This is a genomic window from Exobacillus caeni (assembly GCF_005747095.1).
GTDB lineage: Bacteria > Bacillota > Bacilli > Bacillales > Guptibacillaceae > Exobacillus > Exobacillus caeni.
On the sequence record NZ_SWLG01000002.1, the window covers coordinates 106,150 to 131,028 of the forward strand.

The 24,879-nt window shown below is 41.5% G+C and carries 20 protein-coding genes; 13 read left to right on the plus strand and 7 right to left on the minus strand.

Annotated features, from left to right (window positions below):
• Positions 1-26: 26 nt before the first annotated feature.
• From FCL54_RS03955 to FCL54_RS03980, 6 genes are all read right to left on the minus strand, one after another.
• Positions 27-818, minus strand: coding sequence for a putative hydro-lyase (locus tag FCL54_RS03955; RefSeq protein WP_138123444.1), 792 nt, complete (start codon positions 816-818; stop codon positions 27-29).
• Positions 819-896: 78 nt separating this feature from the next.
• Positions 897-2,093 carry an NRAMP family divalent metal transporter gene (locus FCL54_RS03960; RefSeq protein ID WP_138123446.1) on the minus strand — a complete coding sequence of 399 codons (1,197 nt, stop codon included), beginning with the start codon at positions 2,091-2,093 and terminating at the stop codon, positions 897-899.
• A gap of 26 nt (positions 2,094-2,119) precedes the next feature.
• Complete coding sequence (locus tag FCL54_RS03965) at positions 2,120-2,890, minus strand: LamB/YcsF family protein (RefSeq protein WP_138123448.1); 771 nt, start codon at positions 2,888-2,890, stop codon at positions 2,120-2,122.
• A 12-nt stretch (positions 2,891-2,902) separates the two neighbouring features.
• Positions 2,903-3,904 carry a 5-oxoprolinase subunit C family protein gene (locus FCL54_RS03970; protein WP_138123450.1) on the minus strand — a complete coding sequence of 334 codons (1,002 nt, stop codon included), beginning with the start codon at positions 3,902-3,904 and terminating at the stop codon, positions 2,903-2,905.
• Positions 3,901-4,614, minus strand: coding sequence for a 5-oxoprolinase subunit PxpB (pxpB, locus tag FCL54_RS03975; protein WP_138123452.1), 714 nt, complete (start codon positions 4,612-4,614; stop codon positions 3,901-3,903). The genes FCL54_RS03970 and pxpB overlap by 4 nt, the downstream gene beginning before the upstream one ends.
• Positions 4,615-5,001: 387 nt before the next feature.
• Positions 5,002-5,109 (minus strand): GapA-binding peptide SR1P, encoded by a 108-nt coding sequence (locus tag FCL54_RS03980; RefSeq protein WP_138123455.1) that lies wholly within the window; start codon positions 5,107-5,109, stop codon positions 5,002-5,004.
• A gap of 652 nt (positions 5,110-5,761) precedes the next feature.
• On the opposite strand from FCL54_RS03980, the gene FCL54_RS03985 reads away from it, so the two are divergent.
• The 5 genes from FCL54_RS03985 (at position 5,762) to FCL54_RS04005 (ending at position 11,239) form a co-directional block, all read left to right on the plus strand.
• Complete coding sequence (locus FCL54_RS03985; RefSeq protein ID WP_138123457.1) at positions 5,762-7,363, plus strand: ABC transporter substrate-binding protein; 1,602 nt, start codon at positions 5,762-5,764, stop codon at positions 7,361-7,363.
• A 93-nt stretch (positions 7,364-7,456) separates the two neighbouring features.
• Entirely contained in the window at positions 7,457-8,623 is a 1,167-nt protein-coding gene (locus FCL54_RS03990) for a M20 family metallopeptidase (protein WP_138123459.1), read from the plus strand.
• 46 nt (positions 8,624-8,669) lie between these two features.
• Positions 8,670-9,212, plus strand: a complete 543-nt coding sequence (locus tag FCL54_RS03995) for a GbsR/MarR family transcriptional regulator (protein ID WP_138123461.1) — start codon at positions 8,670-8,672, stop codon at positions 9,210-9,212.
• A gap of 140 nt (positions 9,213-9,352) precedes the next feature.
• Positions 9,353-10,189 (plus strand): aldo/keto reductase, encoded by an 837-nt coding sequence (locus FCL54_RS04000; protein ID WP_138123463.1) that lies wholly within the window; start codon positions 9,353-9,355, stop codon positions 10,187-10,189.
• Between the two features lie 132 nt (positions 10,190-10,321).
• Complete coding sequence (locus FCL54_RS04005) at positions 10,322-11,239, plus strand: aldo/keto reductase (protein WP_138123465.1); 918 nt, start codon at positions 10,322-10,324, stop codon at positions 11,237-11,239.
• A gap of 377 nt (positions 11,240-11,616) precedes the next feature.
• On the opposite strand, the gene FCL54_RS04010 is transcribed toward FCL54_RS04005, so the two are convergent.
• Positions 11,617-11,901 carry a hypothetical protein gene (locus tag FCL54_RS04010; RefSeq protein ID WP_138123467.1) on the minus strand — a complete coding sequence of 95 codons (285 nt, stop codon included), beginning with the start codon at positions 11,899-11,901 and terminating at the stop codon, positions 11,617-11,619.
• A 280-nt stretch (positions 11,902-12,181) separates the two neighbouring features.
• Here FCL54_RS04010 and wecB point away from each other — a divergent pair, with 280 nt between their 5' ends.
• From wecB to FCL54_RS04050, 8 genes are all read left to right on the plus strand, one after another.
• Positions 12,182-13,348 carry a non-hydrolyzing UDP-N-acetylglucosamine 2-epimerase gene (gene wecB, locus FCL54_RS04015; protein WP_138123469.1) on the plus strand — a complete coding sequence of 389 codons (1,167 nt, stop codon included), beginning with the start codon at positions 12,182-12,184 and terminating at the stop codon, positions 13,346-13,348.
• A gap of 138 nt (positions 13,349-13,486) precedes the next feature.
• The gene (locus FCL54_RS04020) at positions 13,487-14,701 is read left to right on the plus strand and encodes a glycosyltransferase family 4 protein (RefSeq protein WP_138123471.1); all 1,215 of its coding nucleotides are present in this window, start codon (positions 13,487-13,489) and stop codon (positions 14,699-14,701) included.
• Between the two features lie 5 nt (positions 14,702-14,706).
• Positions 14,707-15,987: a glycosyltransferase gene (locus FCL54_RS04025; RefSeq protein ID WP_138123473.1), complete on the plus strand. Its 1,281-nt coding sequence runs from the start codon at positions 14,707-14,709 to the stop codon at positions 15,985-15,987.
• Between the two features lie 142 nt (positions 15,988-16,129).
• Entirely contained in the window at positions 16,130-17,407 is a 1,278-nt protein-coding gene (locus FCL54_RS04030) for a nucleotide sugar dehydrogenase (RefSeq protein ID WP_138123475.1), read from the plus strand.
• Positions 17,404-18,207 (plus strand): ABC transporter permease, encoded by an 804-nt coding sequence (locus tag FCL54_RS04035; RefSeq protein WP_138123477.1) that lies wholly within the window; start codon positions 17,404-17,406, stop codon positions 18,205-18,207. Before FCL54_RS04030 ends, FCL54_RS04035 begins: the two co-directional genes overlap by 4 nt.
• An 18-nt stretch (positions 18,208-18,225) precedes the next feature.
• Complete coding sequence (gene tagH / locus FCL54_RS04040) at positions 18,226-19,884, plus strand: teichoic acids export ABC transporter ATP-binding subunit TagH (protein WP_138123479.1); 1,659 nt, start codon at positions 18,226-18,228, stop codon at positions 19,882-19,884.
• Between the two features lie 33 nt (positions 19,885-19,917).
• Positions 19,918-22,773, plus strand: a complete 2,856-nt coding sequence (locus FCL54_RS04045; protein ID WP_138123481.1) for a glycosyltransferase family 4 protein — start codon at positions 19,918-19,920, stop codon at positions 22,771-22,773.
• A 165-nt stretch (positions 22,774-22,938) separates the two neighbouring features.
• Complete coding sequence (locus tag FCL54_RS04050; protein WP_171016674.1) at positions 22,939-24,870, plus strand: alginate lyase family protein; 1,932 nt, start codon at positions 22,939-22,941, stop codon at positions 24,868-24,870.
• The last annotated feature ends 9 nt before the right edge of the window (positions 24,871-24,879 follow it).

Below are 24,879 nucleotides of genomic sequence, written 5' to 3' on the forward strand. Positions count from 1 at the left end.
CCATTTGCGGTGCCTGGCACCTGTTCTTATAGAACGCCAAATTGTTCGTTGGATAGATCGGTTATGAACATGTGCCCGGGTGAGTGTGTAATCATAATTTCTGGCTTTACGTGCATTGCGACAGCTTGTGGTGTTACGCCGCAGGCCCAGAAGACAGGTACTTCATCATCTTTGATAGTGACCTTATCGCCAAAGTCAGGATTGTTAATATCGTTGATCCCAATACTCTGTGGGTTGCCAATGTGAACAGGTGCGCCATGTACAGCAGGGAACCTGCTGGTTACCTGTACCGCTCTGACAACATCCTTCTCTTTCATAGGACGCATACTTACTACCATTGGTCCTTCAAAAGGTCCAGCCTTCACAGATTGGATATTCGTCTTATACATTGGTACATTGCATTGTTCTTCATTATGCCTCATCGGAATGCCGTTTTTAATAAGCGCTTCTTCAAAAGTAAAACTGCAGCCGATCAGGAAACCAACCATATTTTCGTCCCAGATGTCAAGAAGATCTGTCTTTTCCTCTGTTAGAATCCCTTTTTTATATAGCCGATACTTAGGGATATCAGTTCTTAAATCAGCATCAGGTGCCGATAAAGCTGGAACACCGGATCCTGGTTCTGTGACATCGATGATCGGGCAAGATTTTGGGTTCCTCTGGCAGAATAACAGGAATTCAAATGCCAGGTCTTTCGGCAGTACTGCCAGGTTAGCCTGGACATAGCCATTGGCCATACCGGATGTAGGTTTTACCCATTCCTTATTTCGAATCTTTCTACGGGCATCAAAAGAGCTAAGATTACCTATTTCGCTCATGCTTCCTCCTCCTTACATAGTGTATTAAAATATAAAAAAAGCAGTGGAGACACCAGGACTCCACCAGTAAGATATATTTTATTTAAACAACTGCGGGATACCATTGATAAGTGAATATCCACCCATATAAGCCATTGCAATAACAATGATAACACCGAAAATGGTCATCCAAAGAGGATGCTTATAATCCCCGACGATTTTTGCTTTATTTGCTGCTATGAGCATCACACCTAGAGCGATCGGTAAAATCAATCCGTTTAATGAACCTACCAATATTAAAATTTTAACCGGCTTACCAACTAAGGCGAACACTAATGTCGATAAGGCGATAAACCCGACGATGAACCACTTGTGGTATTTATCAACAAAACTACTTAACGTACGGATAAACGAAACAGAAGTATACGCTGCTCCAACTACGGAAGTAACCGCAGCGGACCACATAACGACCCCAAAGATCTTGTAACCAACATTCCCAGCTGCCAATTGGAATACTGAAGCGGGGGGATTAGACGGGTCTAACTTTAGTCCTTGAGCCACCACTCCCAGTGTAGCAAGGAATAGGAAAATACGCATGATAGAGGCGATACCGATTGCGGATACAGAGCTTCTAGTAACTTCTGGAAGAGCTTCTTTTCCCTTTAGCCCTGCGTCGATTAAACGGTGTCCACCGGCAAAGGTAATATATCCACCAACTGTTCCACCTACTAATGTGATGATTGCAAAAATGTCGATAGTATCAGGTGCAAAGGTTTTTGTAACTGCTTCGCCAACAGGGGGCTGTGCAGTAAACATTACATAAATGGTTAAAGCAATCATGATGAACCCAAGAATTTGCGCAAAACGGTCCATTACTTTTCCGGCTTCTTTAACTAAAAATATTCCGATTGCAACTATCCCGCTTAAAAGAGCTCCTACTTGAGGAGAAACTCCGAAAAGGACATTGGTTCCTAATCCTGCTCCAGCAATATTACCGATGTTAAAAGCAAGACCTCCAGCTACGATCAGCGCTGCGAGGAAGTATCCGAGACCAGGTAAAACATCATTCGCAATGTCCTGCGCGCGCTTTTCGGAAACTGCGATAATTCGCCAGATGTTTAATTGTGCACCGATATCAATGATAATTGAAATCAAGATGACAAAACCGAAGCTTGCAGCCAATGTTTCTGTAAAGGTTGTTGTTTGTGTTAAGAATCCAGGTCCGATGGCTGAAGTTGCCATCAAGAATGCTGCCCCTAAAAGTAAACTAGCTTTTGATTCATTTGATTGTTTCATTCGTTAACCCCCTTAGTATTAATTGATTACGTTAGAAAACCGCCAATTTTTGCAATGGTAATATCGGCTTCTGTTAAGGCTTTAGAGATATATTTTGCAAAGTCTAAAGCGCTTGGTCCATCACCATGGATACAAATCGTATTGGCTTTTATAGATACATCGCCTCCCTGTACAGATTTAACTTTGCCTTCTTTGACCATCCGTATAACCTGGTTAACCGCTACTTCATGATCCTTGATCAAGGCATTCTCTTCACGCCTTGACGTTAAGGAACCATCTTCCTGGTATGTGCGGTCCGAAAAAACTTCACTTGCTGAACGGAGCCCGATTTTTTTCCCTGCCTTTACAAGCTCTCCACCAGCTAACCCGAATAAAACTAACTCGGGATCCACTTTGTAGATTGCTTCTGCGATGGCTTCTGATAGTGCGGCGTCTTTGGCAGCCATGTTGAACAATGCGCCGTGGGGCTTCACATGCTGCAGTTTTCCGCCTTCTGATTTTACGAACCCATACAAAGCGCCGATCTGATAAACAACCAGGTCATATGCCTCCTGCGGGGATATATCCATGTTCCTTCTTCCAAAACCAGCAAGATCCTGAAGCCCCGGGTGTACACCGATGCCAACATTTTTCTCAAGAGCTAACCTAACAGTTTTGCGCATGGTAGATGGGTCTCCTGCATGGAAACCGCAGGCGATGTTGGCAGAAGTGATATAGTCGAGAATCTCTTCGTCTCTTCCCATTCTATAGGCTCCAAAGCTTTCTCCCATATCACAGTTCAAATCGACAATATACATTAGTATTCCTCCTCAGCGTAATTTTAATGAAATCCCTTGATATAGTTGCTGTAGCTTTTGTTCTCTTTCTATATAAAGAAGCTGTGCTTCCCCATGTGAAATTTCTTCAAATGTGATGGTATCGCTCGGTTTTAATTGGGCTATAATCGGCAGATCGACAGTAGCGATTTGACCTATTTTTGGGTAACCTCCTGTTGTTTGCCGGTCTGCTAAAAGAACGATTGGATTTCCCTCAGAAGGAACCTGGATGCTGCCAAAGTTCACAGCCTCGGAAATCATTTCTGCAGGTGTTTCTAATTCAAGGTGAGGGCCTGTCAGCCGGTAGCCCATACGGTCAGATTGTGTAGTGACTGTAAATGGTTCGGAATAAAATCTTGATCTGCTTTCCTCAGAGAATAAATCATATTGTCTGCCCCTTATTACTCGAACAGTAGCGGGGGATTCGAAGTTCGGCACTAAATCAGTGGCAACAGACCAATCCATTTCCACAAAACTTTCCCCTTTATCCTCGAAAGATAGATGCTTTAAGATGCTGCGGGAAATGTCGTTAAGGGCCCCGGTAGATACCTGGTCACCAGCTTTAAGGGCTCTGCCTTGAAAACCGCCGATCTCAGCCCTTAGATAGGTAGAACTACTTTCCATAACAGTTGGAACATTTATTCCTCCTGCGACGGCTAGATAAGCTCGGCAACCATTTTTAGATTGCCCAAATCGTAATTGGCTGCCTTTTTTAACTAAAACCGCTCGCCACGTTCTTATAGGATTACCGTCGATTGTTGGTGACAGGTCGCCTCCACACAGGGAAATCAATGCATCCTCCTGGAACTCAATGACCGGACCTAACAATGTAATTTCAATTGTGGGCTCATTGTCGGGATTACCTACTAATAGGTTAGCGACTCGATGAGCGAGTTGATCCATGACCCCACTGGCGATAACACCATATTTTTGGTAGCCGTATCTTCCTAAATCCTGCACGCTTGTAAGGAGGCCTGGCTTAGTTATTAAGATCATCCTTCCGCCTCCAATTCTTTGAACTTTTCAAATGAAATAGGTTTAAACCGAATTTTGTCTCCAGCTTTTAACAGGCTTGGAGTATCATCAAGTGGACGGAACAGCTTTAAAGGAGTTTTCCCTATCAACTGCCAGCCTCCGGGAGTTTCGATCGGATAAACACCTGTTTGTTTTCCTGCGATACCTACAGAACCAGCAGGGATCTTAAGGCGGGGAGACTTCCGTCTTGGAGTAGCTATCCGTTCAGACATACCCCCTATGTATGGAAAGCCGGGTGCGAATCCAATCATGTAAACCAAATAATCGCCTTCAGAATGGAACTTAATGACTTCTTCAGCAGAAATTTCGTTGTGTTCAGCTATATGGTCCAGGTCTGGACCAAAATCGCCTCCATAGCAGACTGGTATTTCAACTACTCTGGGTTCCAGTGTTTCCTCAATTGTTAGTTTCGTTAAAACAATTCCAATTTTCTGACAAATTATTTCGTATGGAATACGATTATTTTGCTTGTTTAGGTGGAGGACCTCCATCGGATCATAAAAGATGGATACCGTTGTAAACGCAGGAACATATTCAATCATCCATGGAAAAGGGTTATCATCCAAAAACCTTGTAAACGTCTTCACTTTTTGTTGTGTTTTTATGTCTATGTCTTCGCCAAATTCGACAATTACTGCATTGTCACCCAATGGCGATAAATTGAAATTCAAAATAGTGTGCCCCCTTAGTGTGCATCTATGTTCGCAAGCCCTTATTAAAATTTTTTAAACTGTTTGACGTTTATTATAGTATAAACCTCTGTTTATTCAAATTGCTTTTGTGATAAAACCTACTGGAAATCAACCCCGTTTTTGACAAAATGCGACTATATTTAGTTTATTGCAGGAAGGGACAAAATCTTCCATTCCCGTAAGAGGGACATGGGGACAGGTACCTTGTCCCATAAATAAAAAGAATTGAAAAACGAACACAACCCTTAATCAAGCGTTTGATTAAGGGCTGTGTTCTGTAGTTTCTTTTAAATTTTTGCTCTCATTCGGAATTAATAATGGGGATCATTCTTTTCTAAACATAGCTGGCTCATTTGCCAGCTATGTTTATTTAGTTGTTTTACAAGTTTTGCAAACAGAGTAGTGTACAGACACCTTATTACCTGGAATATATGAATCTGTTTTATCACACTTTTGGCACACGATGATTTGCATAACATAGCCCTCCTAATATTGTTGATTTCTTCGTAATGCTCTTATTCTGTAAGGGTTTTTCAGTTCCTCCGGGGACTTTTCTCGACAAAGAGGACATTTTTCGTCCCTGTTAGAAGATGCTTGATACAGCAAGTGTCCCACCTGTTTTTTTGCAAAAAAATTTTTTTGAAAAAAGTTCGGAACTGGAAAAGTGAAAGTTGTTTCTTAGCGATCTTCCCTCTATGGAAAAGGGACAATGAACCTGTCCCTCTGTCCCTATTTTTAGAAAATATAAAAAATTCGGTGTTTACATTTATTATTTTCTCGCCTATAATTTACTTTATACAAATCGTTTAATATATATTAAACAAAATGAACAGAAGGAAAGGAGGCAATAGAAATGGCCTGATCCATGTAAAAAACTAAATAACATTCATATTTTAAGGAATCTACCTATTAAAAACGCAAACATACATACCTCATAGATTTAAAATTCTACAGCAGTTCATCGTACAGGAACACACCAGGAGATCATCTTTCACCTTAGAAAATCCCAATACAATTTTGAAAATGATAGTTACTTAGCCCTCAGAAAGTACACGCCGAATCAAAAATGCTGTTTCTGCCACTTGTTACGGAGAGACATGAAAAAAATGATAGGAGTTGTAACTTAATGAAAAAGAGTCGTTTGTTTTTAACAGTTTGTACACTTGTTTTTGCCCTTTTACTGTCAGCATGCGGAAGTAATGAAACCGGAGGAGACAATGGAAATGGAGCCCAAAAGAAGGAAACCTTTATATTTGCCCGTGGCGGTGACGCGGTTTCTTTAGATCCTTCCGAAGTTACCGATAGTGAATCGGAGAATGTGTCCCAAAGTATTTTAGAAACACTGGTTACGTTTGCGGAAGGCGAAACGAAAGTGGAACCTTTGCTTGCAAAAGAATGGAAAGAGTCTGAAGACGGTTTAACATATACGTTTAAACTTCGAGAAGGCGTTAAGTTCCATGATGGCACTGATTTTAATGCCGAGGCTGTTGTTTATAACTTTGAGCGCTGGATGGAACCACAGGATAAAGAAAGATTTTATATGTATGGGGCTGTTTTTGGCGGGTTTAAAGGGGATGAAGGACATGCTATTAAATCGGTCGAAGCGGTTGATGATTATACCGTTAAGTTCACACTGAACAATGTCCAGCCGACCTTTTTGAAAGGGCTTGCTTTAACGCCTTTCTCTATTTCAAGTCCAGCTGCGATTGAAAAATATGGGGAAGATTATGGAAGTAACCCGGTAGGAACAGGCCCGTTTACTTTTAAAGAATGGAGAAGAAATGACCGTGTTGTACTAAATAAAAACAAAGACTACTGGCTTGATGGCTATCCAAAAGTAGATCAGGTGATTTTCCGAACAATACCGGAGAATTCAGCTCGCTTGAATGCCTTACTCAGTGGAGAAGTGGATATGGTCGATGGGCTTGACCCTGTTAATATTCCTCAAGTGGAAAAAAATCCTGATTTACAAATACTTCGAAGACCGTCCCTTAATCTCGGTTACTTAGGTTTCAATGTGACAAGAGAACCGTTTGACAACAAGTTAGTACGCCAGGCGTTGAATCATGCCGTAGATAAAGAAAAGATGATCGATGCATTCTTTGGTGGACAGGCTGATCCTGCCAAGAACCCGATTCCTCCTTCAGTTGAGGGTTATAACGATGACATCGAAGCCTATCCGTATGACCTTGAAAAAGCAAAAGCGCTTTTAGAAGAAGCGGGTTATGGAGATGGCTTTGAAATGGAACTATGGGCGATGCCTGTCGCGCGTCCTTACATGCCGAATGCTAACAAGGTCGCTGAATACCTGCAATCCAGTTTCGCTGAGATCGGTGTGAAAGCCAAGATTGTGAGTTATGAATGGGCAACATATTTAGACAAAGTAAAGCAGGGGGAAGCCGACTCCTTTCTTCTTGGCTGGACCGGTACGAACGGGGATGCAGATGATTTTATCTACACATTGTGGCATGAGGATAACATCGGAAGCATGAATTCAACTTTCTATGCGAATGAAGAGCTAAACGGAATATTGGAAGAAGCAAGAAGCATTTCTGATCAGGAGAAACGTAGTGAACTGTACAAGCGTGCTCAAGAGATCATGCATGAAGATCCGCCGATTATTCCGTTAGTCCATTCAACACCGGTACTTGCAGCAAGATCTGACATCAAAGGATTTGACCCACATCCAACAGGAAGAGTGATCACCACGAAAATTGCTTTCGAATAAGCAGATTTTTAGGGAAGTGATCACACTTCCCTTTTGTTTTGGTAATCGTTTATAAGATAGAGGATTCAAAGAAATGGAGAGGAGCATTACACGATGTTAGAAAAGCTATATGAACAACTAGAAAATGTATACGATGAGATGGTCGAAATTCGAAGGGATTTACATATGAATCCTGAGCTGTCGTTCCAGGAAAAAAGGACTCCTGCGTTTATCGCAAACTACCTGAGAGATTTAGGAATAGAAGTGAAAACAAAAGTAGGCGGTAACGGTGTTGTTGGTTATTTAAAAGGAGGAAAGCCGGGCAAGACGATCGCGCTTCGGGCCGACTTTGACGCTTTGCCGATCGAAGACGAAAAAGATGTACCTTATAAATCGAAGGTTCCGGGCGTCATGCATGCCTGCGGCCATGATATCCATACTGCGGCATTGCTTGGAACGGCTAAAGTTTTGAGCGGGATAAAAGATGAACTAAAGGGAAACGTCGTCTTTCTTCACCAGCATGCTGAAGAGCTGTATCCGGGCGGAGCGAAAGGAATGGTGGAAGATGGCTGCCTGGAGGGCGTCGATGAAGTATATGGCGCTCATGTTGAAGTGAATTTTCCGATAGGCCAGGTTGCGGTTAATGATGGTTACGTGCAGGCGGCCTCAGATACATTCGACATTACGATCCATGGAAAAGGCGGGCACGGGGCAGAACCGCACCGATCGGTCGACCCGCTTGTTATCGGCAGCCATCTGGTCGTCGACCTGCAGAATATTGTAAGCAGAAGGGTTGATCCGTTAAAGCCGGCACTTGTAACGGTAGGAGCATTTCATAGCGGAAAAGCACATAATGTCATCCCGGATAAAGCACACTTAAAAGGAACAGTTCGCACTTATGATCCAGATGTAAGAGAGCAGGTCGAGAAAGAATTAAAGCTGATCGCGGAAAAAACTGGAGAAAAACATGGTGCAAAGATCGACGTCGAATATGTAAATGGGTATATTTCGTTATATAACCATCCTAAAGAAACAGCATATATCAAAAAGCTGTCAACGGATATCGTCGGGGAAGATAACGTTGTCGTAAAACCGCCTGATATGGGAGGCGAAGACTTCGCTTATTTTGTCGATGCAGTTCCGGGAACCTTTTTCTGGGTAGGAGGAGGGAACCCGGAGATCGATGCTGTATATCCACATCATCATCCAAAATTTGACGTGGATGAAAAATCGATGCTTTTAACCGCAAAAGTTTTTGTTTCGGCTGTCTTGAATCAATAGTGTTATAATAGTTAGAACATTACGTATTCATGAAGGGGGAATTCGGTTGAACCCTAAATTTAAAGAGGCGAGAGAACGGATTATCGACCAGAACTCTGAAAGCCAGACACTGTTCAGTTTGCAGCCGACCGTGAAAAGGTTGATGTCGGTGATGTATTATTACGAAAAACCGATGACATTAGATGATATGAAAGACATCCTTGGAATGAGTAAAGCCAGCATGAGCAACGCGGTTAGAGAACTGGATGATATCGGACTGGTGGAAAAGGTATGGAAAAAGGGAGAACGGAAAGACCTATATAAAGTAGAAGAAGATAACTATGAAAGCTTCATCAAATACTTTTGTTACCACTGGCGAAAAATAATAGTCCCTAAAACCCATTCCTTGAAAAAATCCATCAATGAACTAAATGAATTAAAGCTGGATGATGAGATGGACGAAGAAACAAAGGAACTGATCGATAAAGACCTGGAAAAACTGCACGAAGGATTGGAATACCTCGAGTGGGTCGGCAACCTTGTAGAGCTGTTCGAATCCCACAAAATATTTGATCACATACCGAAGAAGCCCAGTAAGTTAGAAGTTTAAACAATGTGGTGCCAGGCACCGCTCGTGGACAGTTGTCCATTTGCGGTGCCTGGCACCATTATTTTGAAGTCATATTTCTTTAATTATGGTAAGGAGAATAGGTACAATGAAGATAAATAAACAAAAAAGAGGTGTATAGTATGAAAAGTTTACAAAGCACCACGAGATTACATAATGGTGTTGAAATGCCATGGTTAGGACTTGGAGTTTTCAAAGTAGAAGAAGGCGAAGAAGTGATCAGCTCCGTGAAGGCAGCGATTGAAGCCGGTTACAAAAGCATCGACACTGCTGCAATTTATGGGAATGAAGAGGGCGTCGGGAAAGCGATCGCTGAATCGGGTGTGCCGCGTGAAGAGCTTTTCATCACTACGAAACTATGGAATTCTGAGCAGGGCTATGAATCTACGTTAGCTGCTTTTGAAGAAAGCTTAAAAAAACTACAACTGGACTATGTGGACCTTTATCTAATCCACTGGCCTGTGCCGAAAAAAGACAAATATAAAGAAACGTGGAAAGCGTTTGAAAAGCTTTATAAGGATGGAAAGGTTCGAGCGATCGGTGTCAGCAACTTTAAAGAGCACCATCTTGAAGACCTTATTGCAGACAGTGAAATCAAGCCGATGGTCAATCAGGTAGAGTACCATCCACGACTAAGCCAGGGCAGCCTGCATGACTATTGCAAAAAGCATGGCATTCAGCTTGAAGCGTGGTCTCCGTTAATGCAGGGCGGTTTGCTCGACGATCAGGTCCTAAAAGAAATCGCAGATAAGCATGGGAAATCTACCGCTCAAGTGATTTTGCGCTGGGACCTTCAAAATGAAGTTGTTACCATCCCGAAATCAACCAAGCCGCATCGTATTAAAGAAAATGCAGATGTGTTTGATTTTGAACTTTCCAGTGAAGAAATGGAGAAAATTAACGGCTTGAATCAGGACAAGCGCGTCGGTCCTGATCCGGATGATATGGATAGAGAATAAGTAGGTGTATCGAATCCTCTGTAGCAGCAGACAGGGCTATCGTTCTGTTTGCTCTTTCAGAGGATATGTTTTATAAATGTTCCTTTTGATTCAAAGCATAAGGGCGTATAACAAATGAAAAGAGGTGCCAGTTTGAAAAAGATAAGATTGGGCAAAAGTGACCTGAAGGTTGGCGAAATTTCCCTCGGGTGTATGCGGATGAGCGAACTTAGCAATAAAGATGCGGCAAATGTCATTCAAAATGCCATCGAAGCAGGGGTTGATTTATTTGACCATGCAGACATCTATGGCGGTGGAAAGTCAGAGGAAGTGTTTGCAGAAGCGATCGAAATGAATGATGACTTTCGTGAAAAAATCAAGCTGCAGACAAAATGCGGAATCCGAAAAGGCTTTTTTGATTTTTCAAAGGAACATATCTTAGAATCTGTAGATGGAAGTCTGCGACGCTTGAAAACAGACTATGTTGATAGCTTATTGCTTCACCGTCCGGATGCGCTTATGGAACCGGAAGAAGTGGCAGAAGCCTTTGCAACGTTAAAAGAAAGCGGCAAGGTACGTTACTTTGGTGTTAGCAATCAGAATCCGATGCAAATGGAGTTGTTGAAAAAGTACCTGGATGATGATTTGATCGTGAACCAGCTGCAGCTCAGCCTTGTACATACACCGATGATCGATGCTGGATTCAATGTAAATATGCAAAATGACCCTGCGGTCGTTCGGGACGGTAATGTGCTAGAGTACTGCCGGTTAAATGATATTTCTGTGCAGGCATGGTCTCCTTTCCAGCATGGCATGATCGAAGGGCCGTTTATCGGAAACGATGCTTTTCCTGAAGTAAATGCCAAACTGCAGGAACTAGCTGAGAAAAAAGGTGTGACCGATTCTGCTATTGCGACCGCGTGGATTTTGCGCCATCCTGCAAAAATCCAGCCGGTTGTCGGCACGATGAATCCTCAAAGATTGAACGATATCGCTAAAGCTTCTGATATCGAACTCACACGACAGGAATGGTACGAACTCTATCGCTCAGCGGGTAATGATTTGCCGTAAAGATGATGCTTGAAAAGGGTGCCAGGCACCGCAAATGGACAACTGTCCACGAGCGGTGCCTGGCACCTCGTTTTGGCACTTCATTTTAAGAACATCCCTCTTAATCAAACGTTTGATTAAGAGGGATGTTCTTTTTTTATTGACCTTTCTTCTTGTTTCTTTTTGGAAAATAATTGCAGTTTAGTGTGCTCTGTTAACGAAGGATGAACATTTCAGTATGCTCTGGATAACACTCTCTTAGCCATAGCTGAGTGCAGTAATGTAAAGCTATAGTCAGAGCGACAGTAAACCTGTCCCCCTGTCCCTCAAAAATGGTGCCAGGCACCGCAAATGGACAATTGTCCACGAGCGGTGCCTGGCACCTCATTTTTTGCACTTCATTTTAGGAGTTCTCTCTTAAAGTCTAGCAATATTTCATAGAAGTTTTCTCTTAGCCAATGGAATGTTCGAGTGTTTTCAAAGTGCTCGAGACAGAAAATAAAGTCTTTATTGGTTTCCGGTTCGATCGAAAGCTCTTCTTCCTGTATTTTATTTGGAATTTCATTTACGAACATAGAAAGGTTTTCTCTTTGTGTTGTTGTTAGAATCGTGCCTGTAGCTTCAATAGCAATTGTTAAAGCCTCTTTTAGATTTGCTGGATTAGAAACATAAATTTTCTTCATACAAATACCCCCTGTAATGTTTAACTATTATCTTTTTTTCTATTTTAAAACCTATAAGTCTATATTAAGCTATTATGCCCATGCATTTCCTTAATTTAGTTAAAAAACTTTTGTTAAAAATTTTTTTAGGATGCCTTTGTTACTACCGAATTTTAATATTATGGAAATCTATTAAGAACTTACTATTCAGTAATAATCCCGCTCCTTGTAATACCTGCCAGTAGCCTTTAGTATGTAGGCTAGATGAAAAGTGATACATAAAATGTAGGGGGCTTACTAAGTGATGGAAAAAATCAAAGTAATGACGATTTTTGGGACGAGACCGGAAGCGATTAAAATGGCGCCGCTGGTTTTAGAGCTCGAAAAACATGCTGAACAGATTGAATCGATTGTTACGGTTACCGCGCAGCACCGGGAAATGCTGGATCAGGTGTTGGAAGTGTTTGGCGTTACACCTGATTATGATCTAAACATTATGAAAAGCCGCCAGACGTTAAAAGATATAACTAATCGAGCGTTAGAAGGCCTGGACGAGATTATGAAAGAGGTCAAGCCGGATATTGTTCTTGTCCATGGAGATACGACAACGACATTTGTTGCCAGTCTTGCTGCCCTGTATAACCAGGTTGCAGTAGGTCATGTTGAAGCAGGGTTAAGAACGTGGAATAAACATTCTCCGTTTCCAGAAGAGATGAACCGCCAATTAACAGGCGTGATCGCTGATCTTCATTTTGCCCCTACCGTTAAGGCTGCTGCAAACTTGAAAGAGGAAAACAAAAAAGAAGATTCTATTTTTATTACGGGAAACACCGCGATCGATGCATTAAAAACAACAGTAAAAGAAACTTACTCTCATGAAGTGTTAAATAAAATCGGGGACGATCGATTAATGCTCCTAACAGCTCATCGAAGGGAAAATCTAGGAGATCCTATGCGGAATATGTTTAAGGCTGTCAAACGGTTAGTAGAAGAGGAAGATGATCTGCAGGTTGTATATCCGGTCCATTTAAACCCGGTAGTAAGGGAAATCGCTGACGAAGTACTGGGGAATGACGAAAGGGTACATCTTATCGAACCGCTGGGTGTGGTAGACTTCCATAACTTTGCTTCAAGAGCCCACATCATTCTGACCGATTCCGGCGGCGTGCAGGAGGAAGCACCTTCGCTTGGTGTTCCGGTGCTCGTATTACGGGATACGACCGAACGGCCAGAAGGGATCGAAGCAGGAACTCTGAAGTTAGTGGGTACGGAAGAAGATACCATTTTTAATACGGCTCATGAGCTGCTCACAAGCAATGAAGCATACGAAAAGATGGCAAAAGCATCCAATCCATACGGAGATGGACATGCTTCAAAACGCATCTCCGAATCCTTATTATACTGGTTTAACAAAAACGAACAGCGTCCTGAAGACTTTGTAGTATTAAATAAACAAGCTATTTTGTAATCGATCACCTCATGAATCTTGGAATTAATCACGTTTTGCTTATATTCGGTAAATAAACACTCTCTCTACCAAAAATCGTGTTGGATATCTACTTGAAAGAGTGTTTAGGCTCAGAAATAAAAGGAGTGAGCCGCTACAGTGGAAAAGAAAATATTGATCATCTCCCAGAACTTTTATCCGGAAATAGGCAGTGCGGCAAACAGGATTAAAAATATCTATCAGCTTTTACAGGAACATAATTATAATGTTACTGTCCTCACTACTCAGCCTTCTTATCCTAATAAAAAGATTTACTATGACGAAAAGTTTTGGAATGACAGTTCATTAAATCACGATAACGGAAAAATACACCGTGTGAGTATTACAAACAGAAAATATTCAAGAAGCCTATTTAACCGATTGATTTACTACCTGGAAATGATGGTTAAGATATTATGGTTTGTTCTCTGGGATAAAAGAAAATATGACTATGTCTTTGTTACAACTCCCCCAATTTTTATTGGGTTTGTGGGCTTGTTCGCAAAGCTGCGTTACAGAAGTAAGCTACTTTTAGATGTTCGCGATCTTTGGCCTGACTCTTTAAAAGGGGTGGGAGTATTTAACTACTCTATTGTTTTGAAGCTGTTCAGTTATTTAGAAAGATTGCTTTATGAAAAAGCTGACAAGATTATCGTCAATAGCCTGGGTTTTGTAAAGCATATCCAAACGAAAGCCGGAGTGAAAGAGAGCCAGATCAGTTTCGTCCCCAACGCTGCTAGATCTGAAGAGGTTTCCAGAGAAAAATTTGAGATCAACCAGCCTTTTAAAGTAATTTATGCAGGAAACCTGGGACTGGCACAGGATATCGAGATTTTAAAGAAATTAGCCCGGAGTTTGGATGAGCATAACATTGAATTGACAATTATAGGTTATGGCTTAAAAAGACCGGAGTTAGTAGAATTTATCAAAAATAATAGTCTGTCTAATGTTACCGTATTGTCGCCGCAAACGAGAAAAGAATGTCTGGCAATCATTGCCCGGCACCAGGTGGGAATTGTGACATTGAACAACAATGAAGTCTTTGAAACGGTCCTTCCCGGCAAAATCATTGATTATATGACTTGCGGAGTGCCGATCGTAGCGTCTGTTAAGGGATATTCGAAACAGGTGATCGAAAAGGAAAACACTGGTTTAATAGCATCGATGAACGATGCACAAGAAATGTTAGACCATATTTTCTACCTTCAAAACAATCCCGATTATCAAAAGATGTTGTCTGCTAATTGTATTCGGTTTATAAATGAGAAGTTTGTTTGGGAACGAAATATTGAAATAGTGACAGCATATTTAAACAAAAAGCATATTAACGTTTAGGTAGGATGAAAATGAATAAAGTCTGTATGTTTGTGTGGAATAGCTTTACGAATGATGCACGTGTTTTAAGAGAATGCACAGCACTCGGGAAGAAGGGGTATGAGGTCGATCTGATCTGTATTCATGACCCGGCGATCCCGGACCTTCCCCGTTATGAAGAACGGGATGAAAACTTTAAGATTTACCGGGTCAGAAGATATCCTGTTTTGCTGGAGATGGCCAAGAAAATGTACCGTTCTAAACGAATGCTGCTAATAATCGCCCTTCTGTTTCTTGCTTTTCTGTTTTACTTTCCAATTCCGGCCATTGTATTATCGCTCGTTGGCATAATCTTCTTAAAAACAAAGCTCAAAGGTTTTTGGATCAAAGGAAACGTTATTTTAAGAATGATACTAAGAGGCTTTCAAAGAAATTATCAAATCTATCATTCTAATGATTTAAATACACTTCCGCAGGGATATATTTGTGCAAAGCTGCGTTTTGGCAAAAAGAAACTGATCTATGATTCTCATGAGGTCCAAACCGATCGGACTGGGTATAACGGGTCGTTTTACGCGAAAATGGAGTCTTTTTTCGTAACTAAAATCGATGCGATGATCGTAGAAAATGATACAAGGGCCAAATACAATCAAGATTTATATGGCTTCTATCCGTATGTGGTCCATAACTACCCGTTTAAGAAAATCAGCCAGTCCGATGAAAAAGCCCCGATTCATCAAATGCTTGGCTTGCCAGAAGGGGAAAAAATATTACTCTATCAGGGGGGGATTCAATCCGGAAGAGGCCTAGATAAGTTGATACGGGCAGTGCCTTATATTAAAGAAGGCACATTAGTATTAGTCGGTGACGGGAAAATCAAGCCCGAACTAAAAAAGCTTGTAAGAGAATTAAACTTAGAGGAGCGGGTCAAGTTCATCCCAAAAGTTATGGTCGAGCAGTTACCGGCCTATACAAGAAACGGCTATATTGGATTTCAAGTGTTGAACAACGTATGTTTTAACCATTATTCTGCTTCATCCAATAAGTTATTTGAATATATCATGAGCGATGTTCCCGTTATCGCTTGCAGTTTCCCTGAAATCAAAAGAGTGGTGGAAGGGGAAGAAATAGGGCTTTGCATCGATTCCCATGATCACCAATCGATCGCAACGGGAGTTAACAGGCTGCTCGAAGACCAAACCCTATACAGCGAATGTAAAGTGAATTGTTTGGATGCTAAAGAGAAGTATAACTGGGAAAACGAGGCTGTTAACCTCCTGGAAGTTTATCGTGCAGTAACGATATAGAAATACAACAATCAAATAGAAACCGAATTATTTCATTTAATTTCATACAGTTTTTAAAAGTGATTTATAAAATAAAAACTATTGAAAGGACAACAATGAATGATTGAATAGATACTAACTTTAGAATGGAGAGATGGTAATAATGAAAATTTGCACAATCGGACTGGGGTATATCGGACTGCCGACTTCTGTCATGTTTGCCAAACACAACACGGATGTAGTAGGGATCGACATCAATCCTGAAGTCATCGAATCCTTAAACGAAGGAAAGATTCACATCGAAGAACCGGGATTGCAGGAAGCGCTGACCGATGTAGTAAGAAGAGGAACTTTCAAGGCATCACTTCAGACTGAAAAAGCAGATGCATTTATTATCGCTGTTCCAACTCCTAATTTGGATGACTTGCATAAGTCCTGTGATTTAACTTATGTACTTAGTGCTGTCAATGCCGCGATCCCTTACCTGAAAAAAGGCAATGTGTTAATCGTAGAATCAACCATTGCACCAAGAAGTATGGATGATTTTGTTAAGCCATTATTAGAAGAAGCGGGCTTTGTAGTAGGAGAAGACATCTTTCTTGTACACTGTCCTGAACGTGTTCTTCCCGGCCAGATCATGCACGAGTTAATATACAATAACCGTATCGTTGGCGGAATCACCGAGAACTGTACAGAAGCCGGAGCAAAGGTTTATGAAACATTCGTACAGGGAGAAATCATCAGAACAAATGCGAGGGCAGCCGAAATGTCCAAACTGATGGAAAATACGTTCCGCGATGTTAACATTGCGCTTGCCAATGAGTTAACCCAGGTCTGTAACGAGCTTGAAATCAACACCCATGATGTGATCGAAATGGCGAATAAGCATCCAAGAGTTAATCTTCATACCCCGGGACCTGGTGTAGGCGGCCACTGCCTTGCAGTTGATCCGTACTTTATTGTTTCTAAGGCGCCTGACACGGCTAACCTGATCAACCTTTCGAGGCAGATCAACACCTCTATGCCTTCCTATGTAGTGAACAACATCAACAAACTGATGGAAAATGTCGGTGGGAAGACGTTAACAGTGTTTGGTTTGACCTATAAAGGAAACGTCGATGACATTCGAGAAAGTCCGGCGATCGAGATCCTTGAAATGGTAAAAGCGCAGGGCAACTATGATGTTCGTGCGTTTGATCCGCATGTGAAAAGCGAATTAGTGGCAGATGATATGGAAGAAGCTGTATTGAATTCTGATTTAGTCGTTATTCTGACTGACCATAACGAATTTAAAGATTTAGAATGGGACAAGCTTCAAAGAATGACGAACAAAAGAATATTCGATACGAAAAACGTGGTGCACAGAAAACATGCAGAATTTGATTACATTAATTTCGGGAACTTACACTACTACCTTCAACAGGGTGCCATGACTGTATGAGGTATATGTTCCAGGTATTAAAGGAACAATTTACAAATCTCCATCTTATTTTTCGCCTGGCGTTATACGAGGTGAAAAGCCGCTACCAATTGCACTATCTGGGTGTCTTCTGGCAGTTTCTAAATCCTGCTATCCAGGTAGGGGTCTATTGGTTTGTCTTTGGCCTGGGGATAAGAGGCGGCGAACCGATTGGAGATGTTCCTTTTTTTGTTTGGTTAGTTGCGGGGCTGATACCATGGTTGTTTATCAGCCCTTCTATTATCCAGGGTTCCAATAGTGTTTATACAAAAGTAAATTTGGTATCAAAGATGAAGTTTCCAATAAGCGTGTTACCTACAATTACCATTGTGAGTAATGCGTTTAACTTTTTGATCATGCTGCTTGTCATCGGTCTTATTCTTTTTATTTATCATATAAATCCCGGCATGTATCTTTTGCAGCTGCCTTATTATTTACTGGGGTTGTTCGCATTTTTGTTCTCTTTTACATTACTTTGTTCCTCGATCTCTACCATTATTCGAGACTTTCAAATGGTGTTGCAATCAGTTATGAGAATGATGATGTATCTTACTCCAATTCTATGGAATATGGACAAACTCCCGGAGACACTTGTTACGGTTTTAAAATTAAATCCAGTTTTTTACTTAATCGTAGGGTTCAGGAGTACTTTCCTTGGTACAGCCTGGTTTTTTGAAAATATGGTCTATACGGGTTACTTCTGGAGCGCTACGCTTTTCATCCTTTTGATCGGATCAGTCATTCACTTGAAATTCCGTGATAAGTTTGTTGATTACTTGTAATCGGAGGCTTGATCGTTTATGAAGCCAAAAGTAAGGTTTGAAAATGTTTCAAAGAATTATAGCTTATATAGCAAGAGGTCAGACAAGTTAATGGAAATGTTTTTTAATAAAAAGAGAAACGACTCATTCTATGCTTTAACTGATCTGTCATTTGAGGTCTATGAAGGGGAAACGATTGGGATCGTCGGCATAAACGGTTCCGGGAAGTCAACGTTATCGAACTTGCTTGCTCAGGTTATACCGCCGACGAGCGGTACGATTGAAATGAACGGAGACCCTTCCTTGATCGCTATTTCCGCCGGACTGAACAACCATTTATCAGGCTTAGAAAACATTGAAATGAAGTGTTTGATGCATGGTTTAAGTAAGCGGGAAATTGAAGAGCTTACACCTGTGATTGAAGATTTTGCCGATATAGGCACTTTTATCAAACAGCCTGTTAAAAATTACTCCAGCGGCATGAAGGCAAGGCTCGGTTTTGCGATTTCAGTCCATACCAATCCCGATATCCTTGTGGTGGATGAAGCGTTATCTGTAGGGGATCAAACGTTTTATCAAAAGTGCATGGAGAAGATTAATGAGTTTAAGAAACAGGGAAAAACGATCTTCTTTATCAGCCACTCGTTGTCTCAAATGAAATCAATCTCCGACCGCATCATGTGGATTCACTTTGGTGAGATCAAAGATTTCGGCGAAGCAAACGAGATTATCGGAAAGTACAAGGGGTTCATCGATTGGTTTAACTCACTCAGCAAAGAAGAAAAGAACGCTTATAAGAAGGAAATGGTAAGGGGGCAATCCAGAGGTCCCAACCGGCACAGGACTCGATTAAATAAGAAAAAAAAGACCAAAATCTCTTTGTTTTTTCAAGTCTTTCTTTTAAGTATCCTGTTGATCGGCTTTGGATCGCTTTTGTTCCTGAATACCTACGGAACGAGTGCTGCTGAACTCTTGAATCGCTTTAAGGATGAGGTGGTTGCAACTGATGACAAGGATTTCGCTTCTCGATCGGAAACAGTCAATTCTTCTCAAAACGAAGCGGTGGTACCGGAATCGAAGGTGGAGCATGTTAATCAGCCAGGGTTTGTTCGTGAAAAAAACATCGAGGCCTTTCGAACAGAAGATATGGTAGAAGTAGTGGACACACTGAAATTTGCAGACCGGGTGTTTATAGAAGAAAGGATAAACGATACGTTCAAGGTGCGTCTTGATAACGATACTGTTTATGTGAAGGGCGGCAATGTGAAGGTGGGAGGAAATAATCCTTCAACAATGGCGAAAGCAGAGGATTTTATACCGGTCTATCCTAAATCTGTAGAAGCTGCCTATCAATATTATTTAACGTTTCTTAACGCAAAGGAAGAAAAAATAAAAGATTCCTTAAAGAATCTTACGAATGAGGCCGTTTTGAATAACGGAAAAAAAGACCTTGTTTATGGATATGACAATGTTGTCTATCATTTGAACACCGAGGGTACTTCTGAATCACTGACGGTTAAAAATTTAAAACCGGACGTAGAAAAGTACTCCTCAATAAAGCAACTTGCTACCGTTTCCTCAAAAGACCAACAGGTGTTTTATGTGGAAGGAGCAAGCTATGATTTCTTATTTGATCTCAACGAAAAGACAGTGAAAATAAAATCGAAGAAACAAAACACGAATCGAGTCGTTCAATAGTAAACAGAGTAAAGAAACTGCGGGAGGTTCAGCATGAAAAAACAAGTTTTTTCTCTTGCATACGGAGTTAGCTTGCTGTCCAGCTCAAAGACAGTTCAAAACAGGTTGTTTAACTTAGCACTGGCTGACAATTCAGAGTACCTCGAAAAGCCTTTGTTATTAAGCCTTGCCTGCAGATTGGGAAAGCAGCGGCAGTTTATCAATAATTGCAATTTCTCACCCCATCTTGGAGAACAGTATAAGCGTTACTTAAATGCAATGGCATATCGAAATTTAAGATTATATGAACGTGCCTGGAAAGAGTTAGAGGATTTGCCTTCTGAAAATTCCTTGATTGTCAAAGCCAAGTTCAAAACCCTTTATGACATGAGGGATATCCAGGGATTAATCGACTTAGGGCATCAGGTTTCCGTGGGTGGAAGCTTGATAGAAAAGCAGAAACAACATATTGTCGAGTATACATTTCGACGGATGGGGCCCGTGGCTGCAAAGAACCTTTGCGGGATTTTTGTAAATGAAGAGAAGGATGGCCACTTTGCAGCATTGCAGGAAAAGTATGAGCTTCTTGAAAGCGACAGCAGAACATGGGAGCAATTTCTATCGAAGTACAACAAATCTTATTCCCTTATGAAAAAGGAAGATGTGAGGGAGTGTATCGAATGGCTGCTTACCTTATCAGATCTGCAGACAGAGCTCGGATTCGTTCTGTTAGTAAATAATGCTTCCAAACACGCTATCCCGTTTAAAAATATTGCAGAATATATAGGTCCTCTCCTTGAAGAAGGTAGAATCGACCGGAAATATATTGGAATCGATCTCGAGTATCTCATCTTAGCTGAATATGCGGAAACAGAGAAAAAACCTAACAAAAAGCTTGGCTATTTAATCGAAGCCTTTCATGAGGGGGACAGATCGGACCTTTTATATAACAAATTGATAAAGGTACTTTCAAAAAGCAATTTGCGGAAACGGAACCTTACTGAACTATTACGTATGGTAGATGAAGGTTTTCTGGACCTGTCCGGCGAGGATGCAAAAAAACTCCTCATTGAAAATCCGGGGTTTCATCGTTTATATTCCGGCCTCCATTTTATAGGAAAAACAGATGCTTTATCGGAGATCCTTGAGATCGGAAAGAAACTACCAATCAAATATTATCGAGAGCTGGTAAAAGGGATAGCGGATTCACTGGTCGATTATAGAGGCCCTCTTCCTTTTAATGACCAAATCGTTTCAACTGTGTCAGAAATGTTAGAAGGGTATCATAAATGGAACTGCCTTAAGCTTAGATATTACATTGAAACAGATGACACGGGGACGGTTAAGAACTACCTTGCTTCTTTTGAACAGGATAAGCAGTTGAAGCTGCTTCTGTATGTGTCAAAATACTGTTATGAAGTGAAGCTGTTAACATATGCGCTTCATTTCTCAGAGATGGCATACGAAATAGACCCGGACAATACGATGGTGCTCCGAAGCTTAATCCGGACCAACCATCGCCTTGGAAATATCACCGATCGGTTAACATACCTTGAGAAGCTAAAGTCCAAAGCCGCAGGCAGGCTATTTGGGAATGAGTATGACATGGCCTTTGATGAACACCAGCTCCTGAAAGAACAATGGGAATGGTCTGGCAGTCCTGTTTCCCTGGAAAAAGAAGATGCTATTATTCATGTCTTGAATAAATCGCTGCCTCAGATTAACGGCTATACCATTCGGAGCTCCGAAATTGCAGAGCACCTGAAGGAGATGGGGATGAATCCGATGGTGGTAACAAAGCTCGGATGGTCTCCTGAGGATGGCCAGACGGAAGAGCTGGCCAAAGACGTGCAGAACGGGATCGAGCATTATCACATGATGGACCAAGAGCATCAAGCTGTGCTCAATAAGATTCCGATGAGCGAGTACTTTAATCATTATGCCGACCACTTTGCTCAACTGGTAAGAGACATTAAGCCCAAAATGATTCATGCCGCTTCCAATTTCCAGAATGCTCTTCCTGCATTAAAGGTTGCGGAAACGTACAGGATACCATCAATCTACGAAGTAAGGGGAATGTGGCATTATACCCAGAGTTCGAAAACGCCTGGATTCGAGAATTCGGAGCGTTATCTCCTCCATCAGGAATATGAACTGGCTTGCTGCAATATTGCGGATAAAATCGTATGCATCAGCGAAAGCCTTAAAGAACACCTGATCAACCTTGGTATTCCTGCTGAAAAAATCTCTTTTGTTCCAAATGGAGTCGATGTTGAAAAGTTTCAACCGATTGATCCGGCAGAAAAGATAAAGAAGGCTTATGATCTGGAAGGAAAGTTTGTGATAGGATTTATCGGTTCAGTAACACCATACGAAGGCCTGGATTATTTAATGAAAGCCCTGGCAAAACTGAAAGAAAAACGATCAGACCTGAGATTTTTGCTGGTTGGTGACGGAGTTGAGCTGCCAAATCTCAAAGAGCTGGCGAAGCGATTGGGGATAGAAGAGATCGTGAAGTTTGTTGGAAGGGTCCCGCATGACCAGGTTAAAGACTATTATTCTGTTGTAGACATCTTTCCGTTTCCGCGAACAAAAGCGAAAGTATGTGAGCTGGTCACACCGCTCAAACCTTACGAAGCGATGGCGATGGAGAAGCTTGTCGCTGTTTCTGATATACCAGCTTTACGGGAAATGGTGATCGATGGGGAAACAGGATTGGAATTTAAAGCAGAAGATTCGAGTTCTCTTGCTGATTGCCTGGAAAAAGCGGTTGAGAATATGCACCTGGCAGTCCAGGGGAGAGACTGGGTTAGAGAGAACAGAGCCTGGAACCTATTGGCACAAGAATACAGAGAAATATATCCCGATGTTCTAAAAGCAGATCAGAGAAAACAGACTGCTGTAAATTAAATGGCGACAGAAAAGAGGAATCGGCTGACTCATAAGGGGCTGATTCTCTCCGCTTAACAACGTATCTGCGGTAATAGCACCAGCATTCTCCCAGATATGGTGGAGAGGTATCTGAACCTTTGCTTTTGGGCTTCAGCTTCTATCTGTTGTTACGGGGGGACAAAGTTGAATAAAAAAATAACATACGACACTCGCCATTCCTACCAATATATTGATATTTATCATCCATTGAAAAAGCAAAGATTATATGAGGTCTGTAATGACTTACTGCAAAACAAGATTTATTTAACAGATAACTATCCTGTCATAGACGCAGGCGATTCCGATATGTGGCTCATCGATCCAGTCGATCGGAGTTGGAGGTTCTGGCTCCATTCCTTTCTTATCGTAGGTTATCTGGTAGATGGTTACACTCTTTTTGGAAATGAGGAGTATTTAAATAAAGCCATTACGATTGTTTTAGACTGGAAGAAAAAAAATGGGTCTTCGTCAGACTCGGAGATGGCCTGGCATGACCATTCAACAGCATTACGGTTAATGATGCTCTGTAAACTCTTCTATTATATAAAGAAAGCAGATTTGGGAGAGCGTGATGGACAGGAGCTCCGGAGCCTTGTGCAACAGCATGGCGATATGCTGGCGAATGAAGACTTTTATATAAAAAAGCATAACCATGGACTAGACCAAGATATCGCGCTCTATATCGCAGCTACCTTTTTTCCCGATTTGCCAGGATCAACGACATGGGCTGAACTTGCTTTACATCGCTTCTGGGAACAGATGGACCACTTGTTCGCAAAGGACGGCAGCTATCAGGAACATTCACCAGACTATGTCTATATCCTTATCGATCGCCTAATTTATTTCTATATGTTTTTAAAGAATCACGGAATAGAAGATAATCAAGAGCTGAAAGAAAGGATCGAGGGAATTCTTCATTTTTTTCAGTATGTTCTGCAGCCGGATGGCTCTATACCGCCGATTGGAGATAGTGAGGCTCGACAAGTAAATCTGCAGCATCATTATGATATCGGTTTGTATGGGTTAAAGGCTTTAGAGCAATTTCTTGAAAAACGGTTCCGTGAACGGTATAAAGTAACGCTCCCTCTCGAAAATGTATTTCCTGAAGGAGGATATGCAGTATTCAGAAATAAATGGCCATATGATGTGAACACTGTTCAGATGCTATTCAGCGCGAGCTTTCATTCGAGAGTTCATAAACACCATGATGACTTATCGTTCACGCTTTTTGGAAGCGGGCATCCGCTGTTAATCGATGCCGGAAAATACAACTATGATTACGAGAGCCCTGAGCGAAAGTTCGTCGTTTCAAATAAAGCCCATAATACAGTTACAGTGGATGAAGCCAATACGGACATCAGCCGTTTAAATATTGGGAAATCAGGATTATCAACATATGGGCTTCATAATGACGTTTCTTATGCTGCCGGCTTTCATTGCCTGTATCCAGGTGTTTCCCACAGAAGAATCTTCATTTATCTTAAACCATGGGACATTATCATTTTTGACGATGTCCGGGGATACAAAGATGATCATCTTTTTGACCAATATTTCCATCTGCATCCGGCACTAACGGGCAGTCTTACTGGTCCCCTGGTGAAAGCAAATAACTCCAATCATGTTCCGCTGTTGTCGATCCAGCAGCTTTATACGAACGATGACTATTCCTGTGAGATCGTGAAAGGCCATCAGGAACCGCTTGAGGGATGGGCATCAAGCCACTATAGTACACTGGAACCAATAAACTCCGTGCGCTACCGAGTGGAAGGAAAGGAAGCGAGATTCGCAACCCATCTAAATTTAAGTCCAGCCCGTCAAACAGATTATTCCGTGAGCTGGGAAGAGGATGAGATCCATTTCACTTTTGACAGGAGAAAGTTAACAGTTATCTTAGCAAAAGAAAAGGAATATTTCTTTTTAAACAACAAGCAGTTGCCAAACAACTCGATCGGAAATCCGAAATTAAAACAGGCGTTAAACGAAAAGAATGAATATGAATACAAGCAGAAGTACCGTTACGAAAGAAAGAGGAAGATGCGTTATCTGGAAGAGCTTGAACGCTATCATACGGACTAGTTACGGAGG